General features: G+C 58.4%; 18 protein-coding genes and 4 tRNA genes. 4 read left to right on the top strand and 18 right to left on the bottom strand.

The window, feature by feature from the left end; translation table 11 throughout:
- Window positions 1-918 precede the first annotated feature (918 nt).
- Together QCBJ_RS01605 and QCBJ_RS01600 are read left to right on the top strand one after the other, a co-directional pair.
- A complete protein-coding gene (locus tag QCBJ_RS01605) occupies window positions 919-3,144 on the top strand; it encodes an AAA family ATPase (RefSeq protein WP_102059993.1) in 2,226 nt (741 codons plus the stop codon).
- On the top strand, window positions 3,141-3,980 hold the full coding sequence (locus QCBJ_RS01600; RefSeq protein ID WP_102059992.1) for a retron system putative HNH endonuclease: 840 nt from the start codon (window positions 3,141-3,143) through the stop codon (window positions 3,978-3,980). Before QCBJ_RS01605 ends, QCBJ_RS01600 begins: the two co-directional genes overlap by 4 nt.
- A gap of 358 nt (window positions 3,981-4,338) precedes the next feature.
- Here QCBJ_RS01600 and QCBJ_RS01595 read toward each other — a convergent pair whose 3' ends face one another.
- The 3 genes from QCBJ_RS01595 to QCBJ_RS01590 all read right to left on the bottom strand — a co-directional run bounded on the left by QCBJ_RS01595 (window position 4,339) and on the right by QCBJ_RS01590 (window position 7,080).
- A complete protein-coding gene (locus QCBJ_RS01595; protein ID WP_102059991.1) occupies window positions 4,339-4,596 on the bottom strand; it encodes a hypothetical protein in 258 nt (85 codons plus the stop codon).
- Window positions 4,597-4,886: 290 nt separating this feature from the next.
- On the bottom strand, window positions 4,887-5,402 hold the full coding sequence (locus tag QCBJ_RS29985; protein ID WP_145994213.1) for a hypothetical protein: 516 nt from the start codon (window positions 5,400-5,402) through the stop codon (window positions 4,887-4,889).
- 346 nt (window positions 5,403-5,748) lie between these two features.
- Window positions 5,749-7,080: a hypothetical protein gene (locus QCBJ_RS01590; protein WP_102059990.1), complete on the bottom strand. Its 1,332-nt coding sequence runs from the start codon at window positions 7,078-7,080 to the stop codon at window positions 5,749-5,751.
- 347 nt (window positions 7,081-7,427) lie between these two features.
- On the opposite strand from QCBJ_RS01590, the gene QCBJ_RS01585 reads away from it, so the two are divergent.
- Window positions 7,428-8,600 carry a tyrosine-type recombinase/integrase gene (locus QCBJ_RS01585; RefSeq protein ID WP_158242092.1) on the top strand — a complete coding sequence of 391 codons (1,173 nt, stop codon included), beginning with the start codon at window positions 7,428-7,430 and terminating at the stop codon, window positions 8,598-8,600.
- Window positions 8,601-8,698: 98 nt separating this feature from the next.
- On the opposite strand, the gene QCBJ_RS01580 is transcribed toward QCBJ_RS01585, so the two are convergent.
- Window positions 8,699-8,775 (bottom strand) — tRNA-Val (locus QCBJ_RS01580).
- Window positions 8,776-8,959: 184 nt separating this feature from the next.
- On the opposite strand from QCBJ_RS01580, the gene QCBJ_RS01575 reads away from it, so the two are divergent.
- A complete protein-coding gene (locus QCBJ_RS01575; protein ID WP_015884963.1) occupies window positions 8,960-10,243 on the top strand; it encodes an FAD-binding oxidoreductase in 1,284 nt (427 codons plus the stop codon).
- Window positions 10,244-10,416: 173 nt separating this feature from the next.
- Here the strand turns inward: QCBJ_RS01575 and QCBJ_RS01570 are convergent.
- The 14 genes from QCBJ_RS01570 to QCBJ_RS01505 all read right to left on the bottom strand — a co-directional run bounded on the left by QCBJ_RS01570 (window position 10,417) and on the right by QCBJ_RS01505 (window position 23,927).
- Window positions 10,417-10,493 (bottom strand) — tRNA-Asp (locus QCBJ_RS01570).
- 105 nt (window positions 10,494-10,598) lie between these two features.
- Window positions 10,599-10,675: transfer RNA gene (locus QCBJ_RS01565), tRNA-Asp, on the bottom strand.
- A gap of 55 nt (window positions 10,676-10,730) precedes the next feature.
- A tRNA-Val gene (locus tag QCBJ_RS01560) sits at window positions 10,731-10,806 on the bottom strand.
- Between the two features lie 107 nt (window positions 10,807-10,913).
- Window positions 10,914-11,678 (bottom strand): SDR family oxidoreductase, encoded by a 765-nt coding sequence (locus tag QCBJ_RS01555; RefSeq protein WP_043205657.1) that lies wholly within the window; start codon window positions 11,676-11,678, stop codon window positions 10,914-10,916.
- Window positions 11,679-11,689: 11 nt separating this feature from the next.
- The gene (locus tag QCBJ_RS01550) at window positions 11,690-12,901 is read right to left on the bottom strand and encodes an O-succinylhomoserine sulfhydrylase (RefSeq protein ID WP_014719150.1); all 1,212 of its coding nucleotides are present in this window, start codon (window positions 12,899-12,901) and stop codon (window positions 11,690-11,692) included.
- Between the two features lie 65 nt (window positions 12,902-12,966).
- Window positions 12,967-14,472: an amidophosphoribosyltransferase gene (purF, locus tag QCBJ_RS01545; protein WP_015884965.1), complete on the bottom strand. Its 1,506-nt coding sequence runs from the start codon at window positions 14,470-14,472 to the stop codon at window positions 12,967-12,969.
- A gap of 41 nt (window positions 14,473-14,513) precedes the next feature.
- Window positions 14,514-15,071 (bottom strand): CvpA family protein, encoded by a 558-nt coding sequence (locus QCBJ_RS01540; RefSeq protein WP_015884966.1) that lies wholly within the window; start codon window positions 15,069-15,071, stop codon window positions 14,514-14,516.
- 194 nt (window positions 15,072-15,265) lie between these two features.
- Complete coding sequence (locus QCBJ_RS01535) at window positions 15,266-15,928, bottom strand: SPOR domain-containing protein (RefSeq protein ID WP_043205659.1); 663 nt, start codon at window positions 15,926-15,928, stop codon at window positions 15,266-15,268.
- Window positions 15,912-17,219, bottom strand: a complete 1,308-nt coding sequence (gene folC, locus QCBJ_RS01530) for a bifunctional tetrahydrofolate synthase/dihydrofolate synthase (RefSeq protein ID WP_102059989.1) — start codon at window positions 17,217-17,219, stop codon at window positions 15,912-15,914. The genes QCBJ_RS01535 and folC overlap by 17 nt, the downstream gene beginning before the upstream one ends.
- Window positions 17,216-18,136 (bottom strand): acetyl-CoA carboxylase, carboxyltransferase subunit beta, encoded by a 921-nt coding sequence (gene accD, locus QCBJ_RS01525; protein ID WP_015884968.1) that lies wholly within the window; start codon window positions 18,134-18,136, stop codon window positions 17,216-17,218. The genes folC and accD overlap by 4 nt, the downstream gene beginning before the upstream one ends.
- A 244-nt stretch (window positions 18,137-18,380) precedes the next feature.
- On the bottom strand, window positions 18,381-19,013 hold the full coding sequence (locus QCBJ_RS01520) for a phosphoribosylanthranilate isomerase (RefSeq protein WP_102059988.1): 633 nt from the start codon (window positions 19,011-19,013) through the stop codon (window positions 18,381-18,383).
- A gap of 64 nt (window positions 19,014-19,077) precedes the next feature.
- Window positions 19,078-19,902: a tRNA pseudouridine(38-40) synthase TruA gene (truA, locus tag QCBJ_RS01515; RefSeq protein WP_043205660.1), complete on the bottom strand. Its 825-nt coding sequence runs from the start codon at window positions 19,900-19,902 to the stop codon at window positions 19,078-19,080.
- A 283-nt stretch (window positions 19,903-20,185) separates the two neighbouring features.
- Complete coding sequence (locus tag QCBJ_RS01510) at window positions 20,186-22,756, bottom strand: FimV/HubP family polar landmark protein (RefSeq protein ID WP_102059987.1); 2,571 nt, start codon at window positions 22,754-22,756, stop codon at window positions 20,186-20,188.
- A gap of 160 nt (window positions 22,757-22,916) precedes the next feature.
- Complete coding sequence (locus tag QCBJ_RS01505) at window positions 22,917-23,927, bottom strand: aspartate-semialdehyde dehydrogenase (RefSeq protein WP_046035318.1); 1,011 nt, start codon at window positions 23,925-23,927, stop codon at window positions 22,917-22,919.
- Between the last annotated feature and the right edge of the window lie 230 nt (window positions 23,928-24,157).

The raw sequence follows: 24,157 nt of genomic DNA, 5'->3' as shown, positions 1-24,157 counted from the left end.
GGTGTTTTCCAAATTGTTGAAATTCTTGACTTTCTGCCATGGTCGATGCATGAAAAAAAACGCTATGGGATGTGAAGAGTCAATAAGTTGCGTGCGTGCTTTTCCAAAACGTCGTCCCCCAAAAAGACTGTTTTTCATTAGGCACATCCACAGCACGTCATCGCCCAAAAATACAAAGCATAAATGCAAGAATTGACAACCCTCGTAATCAACTGCAGTCATATTGCTTTCAAGACTCTGGCTCACACCAAGATAACTATGGTTTAGTCAATCATCTGACAGATCATCACCTCCATCAGCGGTCGCGCTGGGACAAATACCAACAAAACGCTTACTGACGGTTGCAGAACTATGTAAATGCGGTTTTCTTCCCGCCGAAGGAAGCAGTAGCAGGTACGGGTCTATTAACTGCGTTGCAGTACGGTTGCGCCGACATGATGTGCCGGCTGGCCCCCTGAGTCGTCGGCCTCGACTCATCATACAAATACCAACAGCAGTAAGTGATTACCGGGATAGTCGCCACATAAACTGTACGCAATACTTCCTTTCCCTGTGAGGTGCAGTACCAACACGGGCCACCAATCCGAGCGAGGCTAGCCTGCCCGTATAGGTCATTCTTTGAGGGTGAAGATGTCTTCAAATCGCCATCGCTGAGCACACCGACTACCAATGCACTTGCATTCGCACATTCCCCCCTGCGATACCGCTAACCACAACAGGGCTACTCCCTCATAATCTTCGCCATGCATCAGCATGATAAGCGCACAAGCCTGCGTTGTGCTAATCGTCTCGCTACTTTTGTCTCGCTGATGGCAAAATGGTACAACCTACAAACTCACCGTTCTTGTGGCAGAGTGCTGGCACCCTTCCGGTTGTCCCTCGTTAATTTGTGCCTTACTAAATCAAGGAAGAAAAGCAATGATCAGATTAAACCGGGGGCCCGTCCCAGATATTCTAAAATCCGAACGCGCTAATAAACTGCGAAGGGAAGCTGCAGCTTTTTTTTCCCAACCAAAAGAGCAACGCACGCAAAAGCGCTTCGAGTTTCAGAAATACGCAGCGCAGTTAAACAATGACATACGCAAGGCGCTTACCGAATGCTTCCCTAGTAAATGTGCCTACTGTGAGACCCCGATTGAGAAGCCCGAGTTGGAGTTGTTTCGCCCTCGGCAGAACGCCAGTAACCTAGACGGTTCTGTCGATGATGATAGCTATTGGTGGCTCGCGCATGAGTGGTCGAACTACCTGCCCGCTTGCTCTCCCTGCAATGCCTTAAAAGGCTCGCGTTTTCCCGTCGAAGGCCTGCGCGCAGGACCAGGCTCGACAGCCATCAGTTTGGCTGAAGAAGAAAGGCTACTGCTTGATCCTTGCGAAGATGAGCCATCGTCCTTGCTGCTTTTTCTAGAAGATGGTCGTGTTACAAGTGAAGACTTTCAGGGAAAGGTGACAATCGATGTACTTGGGCTCAATCGGGAGTCTTTGGTTGACGCCCGCCGTCGTGATCTGGAAAACCTGAAGCAAATCTTATCGGTACAAAAAATTGCCTTCGATACCCCCAATTTGGTAAATGATCTTCTCAGTGTAATGATTGCGGGCAACAGTCCTTACAGCGCCATGCGTAGACAGTTTGTAACTACCTGGGCGAATGATGAAGCACTTGCTGGGCCACAAACGAACAAGCTACGTCAACAATTGCAGCATCATCGAGGTGCAGTACCTGGAAGCCTCGTCGCCAGCTTAGAAAGCTTAAAACTAGCGGCGGAACGTCTCACTACTGCCACCGTGGGGATGGAGTCTTACTCAGTACTCGACGAGCGCATATCGAGAAATTTCTACCGTAATAGCCGATTTATTGAACACTTCCAGCTGACCAACATCCGCTCATGCGAAAACGTAAACCTGCAGACCTCATTGGGAGCAGGAGGGTCGGGAACATGGTTGATGTTGCTGGGTGAAAATGGAACCGGCAAGAGCACTACCCTTCAGGCTCTTGCTTGTGCACTAGCAGGACAGAGCGCAGTTGACGACCTCAATATCAAGGCGTCTGATCTGCTTCGCAGCGGCTGTGAAACCGGTGCAGTAAGTGTACAGCTTTCAAGTTTTTCCAAACCTATCGTCATGACACTTAACGCAACCGACAACAGCATTATTATCGACCCTCCTGAGCCGAAAGTCATGGCCCTGGCGTATGGCGCAACCCGGCTATTAACCCGGAACAAGAATGCAACCTTGCCTCGAACATCCGTACACATTGCCAACCTCTTCAACCCGTTTGAGCGCCTAAGTAATGGTCGTCCTTGGTTGTACCAGACCGACGATCAAGAATTTGACCGGGTGGCACGTGCATTGTCGGCCCTTTTACCTCGCTCTGATGGGGCGCACTTCTTTCGTCAAGATGACGAGATCGTTGTAGAGTCCGCCGGCATACGTGACACCCTAGAGGCACTCAGCAGCGGTTACCAGGCAGTGCTTGCCTTGGCATTAGATATCATGAGCGTAATGCGACGGGGCTGGCAAGATATGGCCTCAGCTGAGGGAATCGTGTTAATCGACGAGATTGACGCCCACCTGCATCCACGCTGGAAAATGCGCATTATCCAACGCCTACGCGAGGTATTTCCTCGCCTGCAATTCATTGCCACCAGCCACGAGCCACTCACACTGCGCGGGTTGGAGCGAGATGAAGTCGCGGTACTGAAGCGCACGCTGAGTGGATCAGTGAGAATCATAACCGCAGATACCGACGATCTACCCTCCCCTCGAAACATGACCGTGGGTCAATTACTGACCTCTGACTTCTTCGGCTTGAATTCAGCAGAAGACCTCGAAATGGATACGCTTTTTGAGGAGTACTATCGACTGCTCGCTTTGAAGGAGCGAACTGCCGCCGATGAATTGCGCCTTGAAGAACTCCGAGAGGAGCTCGAATCAAGTCGACAGCTAGGTTTGACTGAACGTGAGCGTTTGGTATTCGAAGCTGCAGATGCATACATTGCGGAACGGGCTGCCAGGCGGCAAGCACTGCCGGAACAGATAAAGAGCGATGCGCAAAACCTCCTGCAACAGCTGTGGGCAAACCTGGATGAGGCCGCTGACTCCAAGTCACCCCGAAAACTGGGAACTGACGAGGACTCATCGTTATGATAAGGGTTGAACGAGCGAACTGCCCGCCTAGTTTGAACGGACCTGACTCAAAAGGTGATCAAGAACGAGCGGCTGCGATTCGTGCGCAAGCCGCGGGTCAAAAAGCGAAATTCAAAGCTTACAAAGGGGCTGATGTCGTTAGGGCACTGCGCGAGATGTTCAATAAAAAATGTGCCTACTGCGAGTTCAACTACGCCGCTGGTTCCTCCGAAGACATTGAACATTTCCGTCCCAAAGGTGCCGTAGTCATCAATGGCCAGCTCAGTAAACCTGGGTATTACTGGCTAGCCGCCGAATGGAGTAATCTCCTACCATCATGCATTGACTGTAATCGCAAACGGGAAAAGGAATTCGCTGACCCCAATCAAGCATCATCTGGAAAAGCTAACCTATTCCCTATCGTGGATGAAACGCACCGATGGAGGAGCCACATCGTTAACAACGTGATGGAACAACCCTTATTACTCAACCCCTGCGATGATTACCCAGAGCAGCATCTGGAATTTTTGAGCGAGGGTTTGGTACGGCCAGCAACCGACGATGCCGGACAAAAAAGCTTGAAAGGAGAGACGTCAATAGAGGTCTTTGGTCTATTGCGCAAAGATCTTGTTGACCAACGAGCAGCCAAACAACTCATGATCAGAGCTGCGATCGAGCGCGCCTTAAGGGCCGCCGAGATCGCCGCATCGACCACTGACGCTTCGACAAAGCAGGATATGACGGAGATGTGTGAGGATCTACTGAAGGACGCTCGCACTCACCTGAACAAACAACAACCTTACCTAGCGGCAGGCGAGGCGATATTCCGTGAATATGGAATTCCACCCCGACTCTAGCTTGATCGCTCAGATTATCGCCTGCACAGAATGACTAAAGCGATAAACCCAAGGGGCAAGTAAGCTTGATGACCGTAACCAAGCGTCCCGAACAAGAATGGCCTGGCGCTTACAACAAGCGCTATGCCAAGTCAGCCAACGATGGGCATGGCCTTAACAACAACGCCCGCACCGCACTGTTATCCCGAATGCCCAGCAGTAAACCCACCTGTGACTCATCCGCCCTCTGGTATACAGCAACCTCGCCACCGTACGCCGAGCATCCCGGCTACTCAGCGACGGTAGCCCAGAGTGGCGAAACAGTTGGCGCAATGCCTCCTGCATACCACGACAGCGATGACGCACCAGCCCATTGGCCTCAGTCCGTCGCAGCAAGTACGTCATACCATACGGATTCAGGAATAACAGTCTGTCTGGGCATACCCAAGTAATCGTCACTTTCGCCTAGGCCGCGCCTGCGCCGATAGCGCTCCTGCAAGTACTCCATCAGCGCACCGACCATCCGGGGATTGTTGAGGTACAACGATTGCGCCTTGCCATTATGGCTTGCTTCCGCCCGCAGCTCGCTGATGTTGCGGATTTGCCCCGTAGCAGTGACGCAATCGCGCACCTTCAACCGTACCAGTTCCAACGGCCGCAGGCCTGTGGTGAACAACAGGTAGAATAGCGCTAGGTCATGTGCCGCCTGCGCCGAGCACGCCGCTAGTTGCAGAGCAGGAAGCGACTAAGGGAGCACGTAAGAAATTCAGATTTGTGGACGTGGCGTCAATCAAATCGATGTAAGTGGCTCCATCCAACTAAAACACATGATTTTCGGTTGTTGTAGGGCTAGCAGGTAGCTGCCATGCGTGCCGCGACAAAATCGGGGCTAGCTTCGACAACAATTTGTAAAACTCTAACAGCGTTTTAAGCTTTACCCACCTTTACTGCGGCAGGAATAGCCAGCACCACCAAATTCTCATCCTCAGTTTTAACCAAAAAAGGTGTGTCGCCTTTAAAATTCATATAGTGAGCAACTGTTAGTCGATGTTTACCATCAGCAACCAACCATGCATTCTTGGACGAGTGTTTAAGCAAAAACATTGGCGACAATGATTTATTGTGAAGCCAGTGACTTATAACACGAGCAATCTTTTTTGAGTCGTGAGAATTTTCCCACAAGGTATTACCCTCATACACCGACGGGTCGTACAAGCCACCCCAAACATCCTCAAAGGGCGCAACAAACAATGTTAACCCAGAGCTAACCATCTCATCATCCAAGTCGTTATAACAAAGAAACCCATCACCAGTATCCCACAAGGGATCAACGACCGGAGTATTTTCCTTATAATCGGATACTAACCTCTCTCCTTCTAAAAATTTATCCACGGCTACTCTACGAGCCTCGAGCCTTTTGACAGCATCAACTTTAATATCCAAACAAACCTCAACCTCACCGAAAATAATATGCAACAACCGAAAAACACGTAATCTACTTAAACGAACACCAATAGCAAATATGAAATCTTTATCTCAATTGAGATTGACCTGCCTGATGAAGGACACATCAAAAACAGACTCTATTAATAATTCGCAACCAATCGGCCGGTGTGTTCACCGCTCACTTACGTATGATCGGCAACTGGCTTAGCCGCAAGACGGCATACCTGACTGCATAATCGCCGAGCCTATACATCCATTACCCTCCTGGACTACCCTCTGCTTCATAGACGTCTCCAGCCTATGCTAAAGCATAGATATCACCACGAAAACAGGTGCAATTCACTCAGCCGCGTGGCTGCAGTAGGCCGAGCAGGAAGTCTGTGAGCAAGTATGGCTTGTCGAAACAGGCATCGATGAGTGTATGAACGAATAGCGTACCGTCATCCAAGACGAAGGGGATAGCAGAACGGTCGATCTTGAAGGTCTTCAGGCGCTTACGAGCATTACCTTTCTGGCTGGGATCAGTGCCACGCAGATCAAACTCTTCGAGGGTGTAGAAAATATACTCATGGTCGATATGCGAAACGTGCAGCCGTCCGTCTTCGACGAAATACTCCAAATGAATCAATTGGGTCACTGCGCAGTCCTCGAGGAGCTCCGGGACTTGAGCGACCTCTTCGAAGGTCATACTGTTTGCAGTGATCGAACACCAGATTTTGTCGCCGCTGCCTTGCGCATAGAAGGTCGAAACTGAAGGCTGTAAGGCAGTTCCTTCGGCCGATATATCGCAAGTGCGTAGAATTGTACGAGCCACTGCTCCGATTGGTTGGTGGACTACATTATCCAGCGTCAGCGGCTGCCAGATGTACTCGATGCCGAACGATACGAAATACCGTTTGTCCGTTTGCAAAAAAGAATGGTCGCTGGTTAACAGGGCTAGATCTTCGATCAGACCGTCCTTACGCAGACGCTCGAACAGCTCGAGTATGTGCTTTGGGGTGTTAATGAACAGTTGCACCTGCCGTTGCAAGTCTAAAATCCTGCTGGGCAGGCCTATCAGCAACTCTGTATCGGCAGTAATCGAGTACAGATTGTATTTACTGTACTGCGTGTCACTCTCCAGCAGGTCGACGTCCGCAGCTTTGTAGAATTGATAGAGCAGCGTGTCCTTCTGTGGCGTCCGTATGAACCTGCTCTGTTCACGTTGCTCCGTGAGGTGGTCCTCATAAAGGGTGCGCAGCAGTTTGGTGAAATAGTAGTTTTCTCCGCACTGACGAGCGCTGAAATCCTTTGCGGCCACCAGAATAGAGCAAAGATCGGCGAAACAGCGCAAGGCATCTTCGCGCAGGGTACTGGCACACAGCTCCTCAAGCTTCGTCTCAATCAACTCGATAGCGGAATGGTCGTAAATGGGATCAAACCGCGCCAGCTCGAATTTAAGCCTGTGACGTTCGAGACGCAGGATGATGTCGATGAAGCCAGCCTGCTGCACTGCATCCTTCAGCCAAGGTATGGCTTTTTCGAACAGTATTGGATCGTCATCCAGAAAACACTGGGTGATCAGGTCGCTTCTGACGTCGCCACTGAAGTCGCCTTCCAGTATGCGCAGGCTTTGCGCTTCGTTTATTTCCGTAAGGTTGTCGAAGTGCTCTAAGACTACAGTCGGTAGTTTCATGATAGAGGGTTCTGAACAATGGGCGCACATGCGCAAAACACAGGGATTATGCAGGACGTGAGTTATCCACGCTAAATAAGTTTGGCCGTAGGCACCATCCTCGCCCTCCTGACTAGCCCTCCACCGGATTGGCCTCAATTAATGTAGTCGCGACCACTCCCCTCGCCTTGCAAGGGCAATGCCGATAATCTTTATGTCCTCTTCGCTGACATAGCGGGAAGCAAGGGTTAATGAGTGCTGCTGCAGCTCTGTGACGAGTTCGGCAAATACCGCGCCTTTGCTATCTGGGATGTTCCACTTCCGTTTCCCCCTGGTATACGAGCAAGAAGATCCCACAGCTTGAGCGGATGTTTCGAAGATATCCCCACCTGGTTCTCGAGGCGCTCGAACAGCCCGGACCCACTCCCTTTGTCAGCCAGCTTCAGCTCGAAGGGCACCCAAACGGGAAGTATTGGCGGTACCGCAACCCGGTCACGGGCGTGATGACCAGCATCAACCACCCACTGGAGGAGGCAATCAAGCTGGCAACGGCGGCCAACCTCAAGTTCGCCGAGCTGATCGTGGATGACGGATCGCTCCTGGCCGTGCTCACCGGCGACCGCCTACCAATCGTGAGCAACCTGCTCACACGCTTCGAAGAAGAATGGCTGCCGGATCGTTCCTACGCCGCAAGTACCCTCGAGGAGATCAAGTTCAAGTTTGAGCGGTACCGGCAGGACCTGGGCGACCGACCGATAGGTCAGCTGGATGTGCTGGCCATGGCCGAGTACCTGGATAACTTCAGCAACAACGCCTACACGAAGCACCGCGGGCTGTGGGTGCAGATCTTCGCCTTCGCGGTGGCCAAGGGCCTGGCCGAACGCAACAACGCCGAGCTCACACTGGTGAAGAAAGAGGCCGAGAAGAAGCGCCAGCGCCACACGCTCGACGGATTGAAGATGATCATCGATGCCGCGACAACACCGCCATGGCTGAAGCGGGCAATTCGCCTTGCCCTGGCCAGCCTTCAGCGCCGGGATGACATCGTCACCTGGCTGAAGTCAGCCGCCGACATGGAGAAGAACACGCTCACAGTCTCGCCCGGGAAAACCCAGGGGTACGAAAACCCGGTGCACCTGAAGATCACCATGGGCGCAGCGCTGCGGGAGGTGGTCGGGGAGTGCCTGCGATCGCCACTCGCATCGCCCTACCTTATCCACTACAAGCCCAAGGCCCGCCGTCGGGAACAGATCGACGCCAAGGACCACTGGACGTCCGTGACGCCGGACTACTTGACCAAGGAGTTCAGCAAAGCCAGGGATGCCGCGCACGCTTACGACCATGTTCCGGCTGGCGAGCGCCCCACTTTTCACGAGATCCGCGCATTGGGCGCGTGGCTGTATGAGCAGCAGAAATTCCCACAGGAGTACATCCAGGCGCTCATGGGGCACGCGGACGAGAAGATGACGAAGCACTATCAGGAGGGGCACGACGAAAAGAAGATCGAGTACCTGGAGGTGGGCGCCGAATTGGCGTTCTGAGGTGGGAGTTTTGCAAAAGTTTTGCAAATCACAAGCAACAAAAAAGGGCCCACCTTTCGGTGAGCCCTTCTAGACCGCCCAGCAGAGCGGATTTTGTTTGGTAGGCGCGATTGGACTCGAACCAACGACCCCCACCATGTCAAGGTGGTGCTCTAACCAACTGAGCTACGTGCCTGCTGTGAGGCGGCATTCTACGGAATTCCGGAGGGGTGTCAACATCTTTTTTGCAGCTAACCCTATGAATATGCGAATTTTTTATTTGCGTGGAGCACACCTGTGGATTTCGGGTGGCTGGCAGGCAATTTTCAACTCAGGTAGGATCGGCGCACTCGTAAAAAATATAAAACAGAGGTTGCAGGATGGCGAACACCCCCTACCCCCAGTCGTATTACGCCGCTTCCGCGAATGCCGTTCCACCTCGCCCCGTGCTGCAAGGCGAAGTCGAAACCGATGTGTGCGTGATTGGCGCCGGCTACACCGGTCTTTCCAGTGCTTTGTTCCTGCTGGAGAACGGTTTTCGCGTAACGGTGCTGGAAGCCGCCAAGGTGGGTTTTGGCGCCTCAGGCCGCAACGGCGGGCAGATCGTCAACAGCTACAGCCGTGATATCGATGTGATCGAACGCAGCGTCGGGCCCAAACAGGCACAGCTGCTGGGGGAGATGGCATTTGAGGGCGGCAGGATCATCCGCGAGCGGGTGGCCAAGTATCAGATCCAATGCGACCTGAAGGACGGCGGTGTGTTCGCCGCGCTCAACAGCAAGCACATGGCCCACCTGGAGTCACAGAAGCGCCTGTGGGAGCGCTACGGCCACACGCAACTGGAGTTGCTGGACGAGCGCCGTATCCGCGAAGTAGTGGCGTGTGACAACTATGTGGGCGGTTTGCTGGACATGAGTGGCGGACACATCCATCCCCTCAACCTGGCACTCGGCGAAGCGGCAGCCGTGGAGTCTCTGGGCGGTACGATCTACGAGCAATCGGCAGCGGTGCGAATCGAGCGCGGCGCCAACCCGGTGGTGCACACCGCCGAAGGCAAGGTCAGGGCCAAGTTCATCATCGTCGCAGGCAATGCCTACCTGGGCAATCTCGTGCCAGAGCTGGCGGCCAAGTCGATGCCGTGCGGCACACAAGTGATCACCACCGCCCCCTTGGGCGACGAACTGGCAAAAACGCTGCTGCCGCAGGACTACTGCGTCGAAGACTGCAACTACCTGCTCGACTACTACCGCCTCACCAACGATAAGCGCCTGATCTTCGGCGGTGGCGTGGTGTATGGCGCGCGCGACCCGGCGAACATCGAGGCGATCATCCGGCCGAAGATGCTCAAGGCGTTTCCGCAGCTCAAGGACGTAAAGATTGACTACGCCTGGACCGGCAACTTCCTGCTGACCCTGTCGCGCTTGCCGCAGGTGGGTCGCCTGGGCGACAACATTTACTATTCACAGGGCTGCAGTGGTCATGGCGTAACGTATACGCACCTGGCGGGCAAGGTACTGGCGGAGGCACTCAGAGGCCAGGCAGAGCGCTTTGATGCGTTTGCCGACCTGCCGCACTATCCGTTCCCGGGCGGGCAACTGCTGCGCACCCCGTTCGCGGCGCTGGGGGCCTGGTATTACGGGCTGCGGGATAAACTGGGGTTTTGAGCCAACTCAATCGTGGGAGCGCACTTGCTCCCACCGTTTGATGGAGGCGCACCCCGAGCCAAATCGCAGACACAAAAAACCCCGGTCTTTCGACCAGGGTCTTTGCTATCGGATCAAAGTAGCCAACGGCTTTCTTTGTGCTTCAAGGCGTTCAGTGGGCCTTGAGGCAGATATGGCGCAGCGGACGGGACTCGAACCCGCGACCCCCGGCGTGACAGGCCGGTATTCTAACCGACTGAACTACCGCTGCGTATCGCTTGACCAGCTGAGCTCAAAGCCTCAACCGTCTTTAAACATCTGACCGATCAGCCTTGGCTGTTCGATCTCAAGCCCGACGAATCGAACCTGGAAAATATGGCGCAGCGGACGGGACTCGAACCCGCGACCCCCGGCGTGACAGGCCGGTATTCTAACCGACTGAACTACCGCTGCGCGTCGGTGCAACCTTTAACGTTGCGTCTTGCCCTGGGGCAAAACTCTCAAGAAGTGGTGGGTGATGACGGGATCGAACCGCCGACCCTCTGCTTGTAAGGCAGATGCTCTCCCAGCTGAGCTAATCACCCTTTGCTTCGTTGAGGCCGCGAAATTTACGCAGGTAGCGGACCTAAGTCAATAGCCCGCTTGAAGTTTTTCTGAAAAAGACAAAATGGCTTCAAGACGGCTATCCGCTCTACTCGCTGTAAATCATCTTCTTGCTCATGCCACCGTCCACCACGAACTCTTGCCCGGTGACAAACCCCGCCTGACGCGACAGCAGCCACGCCACCATCGCCGCCACGTCCTCTACGGTACCCACCCTGCCCGCCGGATGCTGGGCATGATCAGCATCACTCAACGGCTCGGCACGACGCGCTGCAGGATCACGCGCATCGATCCAGCCAGGGCTGACCGCATTGACCCGCACTTCCGGCCCCAGGCTCATCGCCAAGGCATGCGTGAGGGCCAACAGGCCACCCTTGCTCGCCGCGTAGGCCTCGGTGTCCGGCTCAGACTGGCGAGCCCGGGTCGACGCTAGGTTGACGATGGCGCCACCATGGGCCCGCAGATACGGCGCACAGTGCTTGGCCAATAACATCGGCCCACTGAGGTTCACGGCCAGCACACGATTCCAGTAGGCCAGGTCCAGGCTTTCCAGGGTCATATTGCGCGGGTCCGCCACCGCTGCGTTGCAGACCAACGCGTCCAGGCGCCCAAACTGCCCCAATACCTCGGCGACACCTTGGGCGACTTGCTTCTCGTCAGCCACGTCCATGCTGATAAACCAAGCGTTCTCACCCAGCACCTTGGACACCTTGGAACCGCGCTCGCGGTCCAGGTCGGTCAACACCACTTGCCAGCCTTCGCTGATCAGCCACGCGGCAATCCCGAGGCCTATGCCCCGCGCCGCGCCCGTGACCAGCGCAACACGCCCGTTACTGGCGGCCGCAGCTTCCATGGACCACTCGATCACAAGGCAGCCAGCCCGCGAGCCAGGTCAGCTTGCAAGTCAGCCACGTCTTCGAGGCCGACCGCGATGCGAATCAGACTGTCACGGATACCCGCCGCCTCACGTTCCTGTGGCGCCAGGCGACCGTGGGACGTGGTGCTCGGGTGGGTAATGGTGGTCTTGCTATCCCCCAGGTTGGCGGTGATAGAGATCAGGCGGGTCGCATCGATAAAGCGCCAGGCCCCGTCTTTGCCACCCTTCACTTCGAAGCTCACCACGGCGCCGAAACCTCGTTGCTGGCGCTGGGCCAACGCGTGTTGCGGGTGGCTCTTGAGGCCGGCGTAGTGCACCTTCTCGATACCGTCCTGCTGCTCCAGCCACTCGGCCAGCGCCTGGGCGTTGGCGCAATGGGCCTTCATGCGCAGGCTGAGGGTTTCCAGGCCTTTGAGGAAGATCCAGGCGTTGAACGGGCTCAAGGTCGGACCGGCCGTGCGCAGGAAGCCGACGACTTCTTTCATCTGCTCGCTGCGACCCGCAACCACACCGCCCATGCAACGACCCTGGCCGTCGATGAACTTGGTGGCCGAGTGCACGACGATGTCCGCGCCCAGCTTCAACGGCTGTTGCAGCGCCGGCGTGCAGAAGCAGTTGTCGACCACCAGCATGGCGCCCTTGGCGTGCGCCACTTCGGACAACGCCGCGATATCCACCAGCTCCGCCAATGGGTTGGAGGGCGACTCGACGAACAGCAGCTTGGTGTTGGCCTTGATCGCCGCCTCCCAGCCGGACAGGTCCGCCAGCGGCACGTAGTCCACTTCGATGCCGAAGCGCTTGAAATACTTCTCGAACAGGCTGATGGTCGAGCCGAACACGCTGCGCGACACCAGCACGTGGTCGCCGGCACTGCACAGGCTCATCACCACCGCCAGGATCGCTGCCATGCCAGTGGCCGTGGCCACTGCCTGCTCAGCACCTTCCAACGCCGCGATACGCTCTTCGAACGCGCGCACAGTCGGGTTGGTATAACGCGAATACACGTTGCCCGGCACTTCGCCAGCAAAGCGCGCAGCCGCATCGGCCGCCGTACGGAACACATAGCTGGAGGTGAAGAACATCGGGTCACCGTGCTCACCTTCCGGTGTGCGGTGCTGGCCGGCGCGCACAGCCAGGGTATCGAAAGCTACGCCATCGAGGTCGCTGTCCAACCGACCGGCATCCCATTCCTGACTCATGCTGCGACTCCTTACTCAATTCTTTATTTAAGATACAAAACCGGCCCCTCAGGGCCGGTTGTCACTCAGTTGTTGTACAGATCGATGATCGCACTGACCGCCTGGGTCTTGATCTTCGACGAGTCGTTACGCGCCTGCTCGATCTTGTTCAGGTAGGCCTCGTCGACGTCACCGGTCACGTACTTGCCGTCGAACACGGCGCAGTCGAACTGGTCGATCTTGATCTTGCCACCGCCGACCGCTTCGATCAGGTCCGGCAGGTCCTGGTAGATCAGCCAATCCGCGCCGATCAGGTCGGCAACGTCCTGGGTCGAACGGTTGTGAGCGATCAGTTCGTGGGCGCTCGGCATGTCGATACCGTACACGTTCGGGTAACGCACGGCAGGCGCAGCGGAACAGAAGTACACGTTCTTCGCGCCGGCTTCGCGGGCCATCTGGATGATCTGCTTGCAGGTGGTGCCACGCACGATGGAGTCATCCACCAGCATCACGTTCTTACCGCGAAATTCCAGCTCGATGGCGTTGAGCTTCTGGCGCACCGACTTCTTGCGCGCAGCCTGGCCCGGCATGATGAATGTCCGGCCAATGTAGCGGTTCTTCACGAAGCCTTCGCGGAACTTGACGCCCAGGTGGTTGGCCAGCTCCAGCGCAGCGGTACGGCTGGTGTCCGGGATCGGGATCACCACGTCGATGTCGTGCTCTGGACGCTCGCGCAGGATCTTCTCGGCCAGCTTCTCGCCCATGCGCAGACGTGCCTTGTACACCGAAACACCGTCGATGATCGAATCCGGACGCGCCAGGTAGACGTGTTCGAAGATGCACGGGGTGAGTTTCGGCGCCACGGCGCACTGGCGGGTGTGCAGCTTGCCATCTTCGGTGATGTACACCGCTTCACCCGGCGCGAGGTCGCGGATCAGGGTGAAGCCCAGCACGTCCAGGGACACGCTTTCGGAAGCGATCATGTACTCGACGCCTTCGTCGGTGTGACGCTGGCCGAACACGATCGGACGAATACCGTGCGGGTCACGGAAGCCGACGATGCCATAACCGGTGACCATGGCCACTACGGCGTAGCCACCGACGCAACGGTTGTGCACGTCGGTGACGGCGGCGAACACGTCTTCTTCGGTCGGCTGCAGCTTGCCGCGCTGGGCCAGTTCGTGGGCGAACACGTTGAGCAGCACTTCCGAGTCGGAACTGGTGTTGACGTGGCGCAGGTCAGATTCGTAAATCTCCTTGGCCAGTTGTTCAACGTTGGTCAGGTTACCGTTGTGCGCCAAGGTGATGCCGTACGGCGAGTTGACGTAAAACGGTTGAGCTTCGGCCGACGTCGAGCTACCGGCAGTCGGGTAACGCACATGACCAATGCCCATGTGCCCGACCAGGCGCTGCATGTGACGCTGGTGGAACACGTCACGTACCAGACCATTATCCTTGCGCAGGAATAACCGGCCGTCGTGGCTGGTCACAATACCGGCAGCGTCCTGGCCGCGGTGCTGGAGGACGGTTAGCGCGTCATACAGCGCCTGATTGACGTTCGACTTACCGACGATACCGACGATGCCACACATGCGACGCAACCCCTACTTAATGAATCTTGACTGAACACAGCTTACTGAGGCGTTTTGGCCGGTAAGAGGTGTTCCTTGAACGGAAGATCAGCGGGTACGCTGATTCCGCTGGCCAGCCACTGACTGCTCCACCCCAGAATGAGGTTCTTGGACCAGTCTGCAACCAATAGAAATTTTGGCACGAGTACCGACTCCTGCCACCACGAATCCTGCTGTACCGGCCCCAGGCTCAACAGCCCGACCGCCACGACCACCAGCAACGCGCCACGCGCAGCGCCGAAGGCCATGCCGAGAAATCGATCGGTCCCGGAGAGGCCGGTGACACGTATCAACTCGCCAATAAGATAATTGACCATTGCTCCCACCAGCAGCGTGGCGATGAACATGATGGCGCAGCCCGCGATGACGCGAGCCGAAGGTGTCTCGATGTATCCGGCCAGGTAGACCGACAATGAACCGCCGAACATCCAGGCTACGACTCCTGCGATGATCCAGGTCAGCAACGACAATGCTTCTTTTACGAAGCCGCGGCTTAGACTGATCAAAGCGGAGATGGCGACGACTGCAACAATCGCCCAATCAACCCAGGTAAATGGCACGTTTGAGCCTACGGACGGATGAGGCGGCGCATTTTAGCAGAGCGCTGGGCTGTCGGTAAGCTGTGATTGCGGCTGCTTTGCAAATCAATAGTTTGTGGCGAGCCAACGCGATTTCAAGGCCACCCCAAAACGAATGTGGGAGGGGCTTGCCCCTCCCACACTTGACTGCATTCCAAGCTCAAACCGCTGCGAAATCAGCCGCGCTCAGGCTGGAAACGGGTCACAAAACCCTTCAGGTTCTGCTGGCGATCCAGCAAGTCCCGCAGGCGATCCGCCTCGGCACGCTCGATCAGCGGCCCGATAAACACGCGGTTCTTGCCATCGGCGCTGCGGATATAGGCGTTATAGCCCTGGCTACGCAGCTTCTTCTGCAACGCGTCGGCGCCTTCGCGATTGCCCAGGCTGGCCACCTGAATCGACCAACTGATCGGCAGACCATTCGGATCGATACGGCTCTGCCCCACCTCCGGCTTGCCCGGTGCGGCAGGTTGCGGCGCTACCGGCTTAGGTGCAGGCGCGGGCGCAGCGGGCTTGGCGGCGGCAACCGGCGCGGCGGGCGCCGGCTTGACCACTGGCACGCTGGGTTGCACCGGCATCGACGGTGCCTGCTGCGCGGCCACTTCATCATCGGTCGGCACGGGTTCTTCTTCCGGCAACGCCTGAGGCTCAGGCACCACCACCGGCTCAACCTGAACCTGCGGCACCGCCGGGGCTTGTGGCGCGGCCGGAGCCTCAACCACCACCTGACGCTCTTCGTCCTGGCGAGAAAACAGCATCGGCAGGAAAATCACCGCCAGCGCCACCAGAACCAAGGCTCCGACCATTCGCTGCTTGTATGCGCTATCCAGTAATGCCATGTGCAGCTTCCTCCGTGGAGCGCCGGGCCAACCACTCAAGCGCCTCGGCAACACAATAAAATGACCCGAACAACAGAATCTCATCATCGGGCGTGGCAATGGCGCACTGTGCTTCAAGGGCATCGGTCACGCTTGCATACGACGCCACCGCTGCACCAAGGTTCTGCAAGGCCACTTCCAGTTCAGCGGCCGGACGGCTGCGCGGAGTATCCAGCGGCGCCACGGCCCAGGCCTGGACATTGCCCAACAAGGGCGCAACCACACCTTCCAGATCCTTATCAGCCAGCAGACCAAAGACTGCAAGGCGACGACCGACCGGCGGCGTGCGGGACAGCCGCTGCGCCAGGTACTCGGCCGCATGGGGGTTATGCCCCACATCCAGCAGCAGGTTCAGGCGCTTGCCTTGCCATTCGAACTCACGGCGATCCAACCGCCCGACCACGCGCGTGGCCAACAAGGTGGTGGCAATCTGCTCGGCGTTCCACGGCAGGTCCAGCAACAGATAGGCCTGCAGCGCGAGTGCGGCGTTTTCCATCGGCAGGTTCAGCAACGGCAGATCGTGCAACTCTACAGCCTGGCCACAGGCATCGCGCCCACACCATTGCCAGTGCCGCTCACCGATCTCGAGGTTGAATTCGCGGCCGCGCAGGAAAAACGGGCAATCCAGCTCACGCACCTTATCCAGCAGGGTATGCGGCGGCTCCACGTCACCGCACAGCGCAGGCTTGCCCTGGCGGAAGATCCCGGCTTTTTCATAGGCCACGGATTCACGGGTATTGCCCAGGTAGTCGGCGTGGTCCACACCAATGCTGGTGACCAACGCCAGATCGGCATCCACCACGTTGACCGTGTCCAGACGCCCACCCAGGCCGACCTCCAGCACCACCACATCCAGTTGCGCACGCTCAAACAGCCAGAACGCCGCCAGGGTGCCCATCTCGAAGTAAGTCAGGGAAATCTCGCCCCGGCCCGCATCGAGTGCGGCGAAGGCTTCGCAGAGTTGCTCATCCGAGGCTTCGACGCCATTGAGCTGCACCCGCTCGTTGTAACGCAGCAGGTGCGGGGAATTGTAGACGCCGACTTTCAGCCCTTGGGCCTGCAGCAGCGCCGCGACAAAGGCACAGGTAGAGCCTTTGCCGTTGGTACCGGTCACCGTGATCACGCGCGGTGCCGGGCGGCCTAACCCGAGGCGGGCCGCTACCTGTTGCGAGCGCTCCAGGCCCATGTCGATGGCGGACGGATGCAACTGCTCAAGGTAGGCGAGCCACTCGCCCAGGGTACGCTGGGTCATAGGTTCGCAGGCACCGGCGGCACAACGATCGGCTCAACTTTAGGCGCGACGTAGACGGGCGTCGGCAGGCCCATCATCTGTGCCAGCAGGTTGCCCAGGCGTGGACGCAGTTCACCGCGCGGGATGATCAGGTCGATCGCGCCGTGCTCCAGCAGGAACTCGCTGCGCTGGAAACCTTCCGGCAGTTTTTCACGTACGGTCTGCTCGATCACACGCGGGCCGGCAAAGCCGATCAGCGCCTTCGGCTCGCCGACGATCACGTCACCCAGCATCGCCAGGCTGGCGGAAACGCCGCCGTAGACCGGGTCGGTCAGCACGGAGATAAACGGGATGCCTTCTTCACGCAGACGCGCCAGTACCGCGGAGGTCTTGGCCATTTGCATCAGCGAGATCAGGGCTTCCTGCATACGCGCGCCACCGGAGGCGGCGAAGCAGATCATCGGGCAACGGTTTTCCAGGGCGTAGTTGGCGGCGCGCACAAAGCGCTCACCGACGATGGCACCCATGGAGCCGCCCATGAACGAGAACTCAAACGCCGACACCACGACAGGCATGCCCAGCAGCTTGCCGCTGACGGAAATCAGCGCGTCTTTCTCACCGGTCTGCTTCTGCGCAGCGGTCAGGCGGTCCTTGTACTTCTTGCCGTCGCGGAACTTGAGACGGTCAACCGGCTCCAGGTCCGCGCCCAGCTCGCTACGGCCTTCGGCATCCAGGAAAATGTCGATGCGGGCGCGGGCGCCGATACGCATGTGGTGGTTGCACTTGGGGCAAACGTCCAGGGTCTTTTCCAGCTCCGGGCGGTACAGCACCGCGTCGCAGGATGGGCACTTGTGCCACAGACCTTCAGGAACCGAGCTTTTCTTCACCTCGGAACGCATGATCGAAGGGATCAGTTTGTCTACTAACCAGTTGCTCATGCTTTCTTTCTCCAGTACCGGTGGCTTGAACACAGCCCCGCGTATGCCCTTGAGCTAAATTCATATGTGGCGATGACACATGCTGGACGGGGTCAGACGTTCGACCGGCCTGTTCCCGCATGTATCCTCAGCCTTCCAGACAACCTGCCAGCGCAGGGTTGCCACTTCATTTCCGGGCCACCCACAGGCGGCGCCGGGCTGTTTTACACAGTGGTAGTTATGGACGGCGGCAGACTGCCAGCCGTCACATCGCACCGCTGCTGTTGCGCACGGCCTGCATGAACGCGCGAATCTTGCTGTGATCCTTGATGCCCTTGCCCTGCTCTACTCCACCGCTGACATCCACGGCATACGGTTGTACCTGCTCGATCGCCGCCCCGACATTCGTGGGGGTGAGCCCACCGGCCAGGATGATCGGCTTGCTCAACCCCGGGGGAATCAGCGACCAATCGAACGCCTCGCCGGTACCGCCAGGCACGCCTTCGACGTAGGTGTCCAGCAGGATCCCGCGAGCGCCACTGTAGGCGGCACACGCTGCCGCGATATCGTCCCCGGACTTGACGCGCAGCGCCTTGATATACGGGCGCTGGTAGCTTTCACACTCGTCGGGTGTTTCGTCGCCGTGGAACTGCAGCATATCCAGGGGCACGGCATCCAGGGTTTCGTTGAGTTCGCAGCGGCTGGCGTTGACGAACAAACCCACGGTGGTCACGAACGGCGGCAGTGCGGCGATGATCGCCCGCGCCTGCAACACATTCACCGACCGCGGGCTCTTGGCGTAAAACACGAAACCAATGGCGTCCGCCCCCGCCTCGACTGCCGCCAGCGCGTCTTCTATGCGGGTAATCCCGCAAATCTTGCTGCGAACGGCTGACATGTCGTGGAAACCTCAGGGGTTGGGCCGAGAAAGTCCCGGATGGTAACAAAAGCTTTTCCGGGCGTCAGCCGCCAAGTTCGCTGAAACCTGTGAGGAAGTGTGGCCCGATGAAACGCTCCGGCAATTCGAACTCGTCGCGGTACTCCACATCCACCAGGTACAGGCCGAACGGATGCGCCGTAACCCCGCCGGTACGGCGAACCCGGCTTTCCAGCACTTCCTTGGCCCACGCCACCGGACGCTCGCCGGTGCCGATGGTCATCAGCACCCCGGCAATGTTGCGCACCATGTGATGCAAGAAGGCCCCGGCGCGGATATCCAGCACGATCATCTTGCCGTGGCGGGTCACGCGCAGGTGGTGGACTTCCTTGATCGGCGACTTCGCCTGGCACTGGCCGGCACGGAAGGCACTGAAATCATGCACGCCCACCAGGTGCTGCGCGGCTTCGGCCATGCGCTCGGCGTCCAGTGGGCGGTGGTTCCAGGTGATTTCTTCGTTGAGGTGCGCCGGGCGGATCTGGTCGTTGTAGATCACATAGCGATAACGCCGGGCAATGGCCTTGAAGCGCGCATGAAAATGCGCAGGCATGACCTTGGCCCAGCTGACGCTGACATCATGGGGCAAATTGATATTGGCCCCCATCACCCAGGCTTTCATTGAGCGCTCAGCCTGGGTGTCGAAGTGCACCACCTGGCCGCAGGCATGCACGCCAGCATCGGTACGCCCAGCGCACATCAGCGACACTGGCGAGTCGGCAACTTTGGACAGGGCCTTCTCCAGGGTTTCCTGCACTGTCAGCACGCCGGATGCCTGACGCTGCCAGCCGCGATAACGCGAGCCCTTGTATTCCACGCCCAGCGCGATGCGGTAAAAGCCTGCAGCCGCCATTTCGGCGGCCGGATTATCTATATTTGCCAAGAACTGAGAGCCTGATGAGTTGCGCGAAGGCGGCCATTATAAAGGCGACTACACAGTGGCGGGCGCTTTTGTAATGGATTGGCTTGAGCCAATGTGGGAGGGGGGCTTGCGGTGGTGGGTGGGGTTATTCCTCCAGATCTAGTGGGGCTGCTTCGCAGCCCAGCGCGGGGCAAGCCCGCTCACTACAAGAAGCCCGATTACCATAGGAAGCCCGATCACCACGGCAAGCCCCACACTGGATTTGCGTCGCCCGTTAAATACGGCCGAGCATTTCCTTGGCCTCGCCACGCTGTGCCTCGTCGCCCTCGGTCAGCACTTCGGAGAGGATGTCCCGTGCGCCGTCCGCATCACCCATGTCGATATAGGCCTGGGCCAGGTCGAGCTTGGTTGCCACTTCGTCTGTGCCGGAAAGGAAGTCGAACTCCGGCTCGTCATCGCCCATTGCCGCATCTTCCGCGGTGAACGATGGTTCGATGGACGGGTGTTCCAGGCTCTGGGACAGACGGTCCAGCTCGGCGTTGACATCATCCAGCTCCGACGCGAACGCATCAGGCTTGGCGCCCGCTTCCGGCTCATCGGCCAGGGACAGGTCGAAATCTTCCGGCAGGTCGAAGTCGTCCAGTGCCGCAGGCGTCAAGGTCGGCGGCTCGACGGCCGGCACGTCCTTCATCTGGTCTTCCAGGCCTGAGAGGAAGTCGTCATCGGATTGCGCCGAAGCCGGCGCATCCAGTTGCAGGTCCAGGTCGAAGTCCGACAGGTCATCGGGGCTGGCGTTGGCTTCGGTCTGCTGCTTCAGAAGCGACTCGAAGGTCTGCTGATCGTCCTTGACCTCCGCCGGGGAGGCTTCTTCCAGGTCGTCCAGGCTCAGATCGAAATCGGTGTCGAAAGCCTCCGGTTGCGCAGGCGCCGGCTTGTCTTCGAGCAAATCCTTAACGTATTGAGCATCCAGGGCAGCGGCGGCCACCGCCGCGCTGACACCCGCCGCCAACACGGCCATGGCCGGGAAGCGACTCTTGAGCTGCTCGACCTGGGCATGGTTTTCACCATTGGCCACCAGTTGACGCTCCTGGCTCACGAAGCCGTCCTTGTCGTTTTGCAAACCGTAGACTTCCATCAGCTTCAGACGCAGATCGCTGCGCTTGGGCTCATGCTTGATCGCCTGCTGCAACACATCGGCGGCCTGGTTCAGGTGGCCACGATCGATATGGGATTGAGCTTGGGCCAACGCATCGTTGGCGTTTACCGGGGCGACAGCAACGGCCAGCGGCGCCAGCACGGAAGCAACGGTCGGCACAACGACAGCCGGCTCGGCCACCGGGGCCGGTGCTGGCGCGGCGGCCAGCTTGACGTTTGGCGGCGGCACTTCCAGGCCTTCGAAGCTGTCCGGCGGCAAGTCGTGGTCGATGTTCGAGGTGAACACCGGCTCTTCAGCCAGGGCCCGTGCCATGCGCAGGTGCTTTTCCTCTTCGAGGCGTGCGTTGCGATGGCGCGCCCACAACAGCAGGAGCAACAGCGCCAGCAGGACAGCCGCGCCGCCGACCACGCCGAGTACGATCGGGTTGGTCAGCACGTCATTGAATTTACCTTCGGTGCTATCAGGCGCTGCATCCGCCTTGACGGGCTCAGGCGCGGGCGCGGCGGGCGCAGGGGTCGCTGGGGTCGCGGTGGCGGCATCCGGCGCGGCCGGGGTAGACGGAGCAGCTGCCGGTTCGCCGGCCAACTGCGCAGGCATCGCCGCCGTGGCCGAAGCGGCCGGGACACCCTTTTCAGCCTGTAGACGCGCGAGTTGATCGTTTTTCAGTTGAATCAGCTTTTGCAGCTTGTCCAACTGGCTTTGCAGGTCGGCAGCGCGGCTTTTCAGCTCTTCGTTGTCGCGACGGGTGGTGTCCAGTTGCTCCTGGGTCATCGCCAGTTTGTCGCTCAGCGCCGCGCTATCGCCCGCCTTGCCCTTGGCGCCCTTCTTGGCCGCCTCGGCCGACACCAGGCTCAAGTTGTCCTTGGCGTTGGTGCTTGCAGGCGCATTGCCAGCCTGGGTACGCTTGGTGGCGTCCAGCTGCTGCTTGCCCGCCGCAGGGTTGGTTGCGGCACGTCGCCCCTGGCGCCAGGCGGCGTTCTGCGCGCTCACTTCGGCAATCGCCTGGGGTTGCGGCAGTGCGGTGCTTTGTACGGTATCCGGCAGGCGCAGGACCTGACCAGTTTTAAGGCGGTTGATATTGCCGTCGATAAACGCGTCCGGGTTCAGCGCCTGGATCGCCAGCATGGTCTGCTGAACCGAGCCGCCGTTACGGTTCTTCGCGGCAATTTCCCACAAGGTGTCGCGGGGCGTGGTGGTGTGCTGTGCGGGTTTGCTCACGGCCGGCGCTGTGCTGGACGGCGCTGCCAGGCGCGGTGCTGGCGCGGCGGTCGTCGGTGCGGGCTGGTCGAACTTGGCCGGGTCGAGCAAAACGCTGTAGTCGCGCATCAAACGGCCATTAGGCCATTGCACCTGCAGCAGGAAACGTACGTAGGCGTCCGGCAACGGCTTGCTGGAGGTGACACGCACCACGCTGCGGCCGTTGGGATTGATCACCGGAGTGAACGTCAAGTCATTGAGAAATGCCTGGCGATCAACACCGGCATCCACAAACGCCTGGGACGAGGCCAGGCTCGGCGTGATCTCGGAAGCCGTGAGGCCACCGACATCGAGCAATTCGATTTCCACCGCCAACGGCTGGTTCAACTTCGACTTGAGGGTCATCTCCCCCAGCTGCAGCGCCTGCGCCATACCGGAGGACAGCGCCGAGGCGGCCGCTATTGCTAACACCAGTTTGCGAACTTGAACCATAGCCTCATCCTTTTTGAACACTCCCCGGCCTGCGAGAAGGTTGGTAACCGCTGCCATAAGGCATGGCGAGCCGATAGGTCACCGACGCGCAACTTTTCCTACCTGGGGCCAAGCATAGCGCCTGGCTAGAATCAATCTACAAATTGCCGCCAAGTATCTTTTACGCAAGGCCTTTTATCAACAACTGCGCCAGCTGTACGGCATTCAGCGCGGCGGCTTTGCGTACGTTATCTGACGTCAGCCACAGATTTAGTTCCGCCGGGTCATCCACGCCCGCACGAACCCGCCCTACATAGATCACATCCTGGCCCACGGCGTCACCCACCGCCGTAGGGTAGTCGCCCTCGTCCACCAGCTCTATACCTGGGGCTGCGTCGAGTAGGCGGTTCACGGCAGCGAGGTCCACTGGTGCACCCAGTTGCAGAGACACAGTCAGGCTATCGCCAAAAAACACCGGGGCTTGAACGCAAGTTGCGGAAATCTTTAGCAAAGGTAATTCCAGCACTGCGCGCAGTTCGTGCACCAAGCGTTTTTCCAAGGCGGTATGACCTTGGGCGTCCGGCGTGCCGACTTGTGCCAACACATTGAAGGCGACCTGGCGATCAAAGAATTTCGGCTCCAGCGGGCGCATATTCAGCAGCTCGGCGGTTTGCCGGGCCAGCTCGCTGACGGCCTCACGGCCCTGGGACGACATCGCCAGGCTGGCGGTGACGCTCACGCGCTGGATATCCAGCACGCCACGCAAGGGGGCGAGGACGACTGCCAAGTTGGTCGCCGATGGGCTTGGGCTGCCGAGCTGGAACGGCTTACTCAGGCCATCCAGCACATGGGCATTGGCTTCCGGCACCACTTGCGGCGCCTGCTCGGCCGGCAATGCGCCAGACAGATCAATCAACGAGCAGCCCGCCGCCGTGGCGCGCGGCGCAAAACTCGAGGTGACCGCCGGCCCCGCCGCAAAGAACGCCAGCTGGACTTTACTGAAGTCGAACTCGTCAACCTCCCTCACCCGCACGTTCTTGCCGCGAAACGGCACCGATGCACCGGCGGAGTTGCTGCCTGCCAGCAGATGCAGGGTGCCGACCGGGAAGTCCAGCTCTTCGAGGATCTGCACCAGGGTTTCACCTACGGTGCCGGTGGCGCCGATCACGGCGATATCAAAGGTCGGGTTCATGGGGACTGCCTCGGGCATTGCGGGGGGAGCGGCACTTTACCGGGTGGTGGGGGGCGAGGCAATTAAGCTGGGATTTGTGGCGTGGCTGATGGCCATATCGGGGGCAAGCTGAACTGGCCTAATGATTTTGGACACTTCAATCGGGCGCTATGATAGCGCCCAAATCTGAGGTGTTTGGATATGCGTAAATCTTATTCGAGTGAGTTCAAGCTCAAGGCTGCCAGCATGGT

Source organism: Pseudomonas sp. QC2 (genome assembly GCF_002859085.1).
Taxonomy (GTDB): Bacteria; Pseudomonadota; Gammaproteobacteria; order Pseudomonadales; family Pseudomonadaceae; genus Aquipseudomonas; species Aquipseudomonas petroselini.
This window is presented reverse-complemented; position numbering and strand designations above follow the sequence as displayed.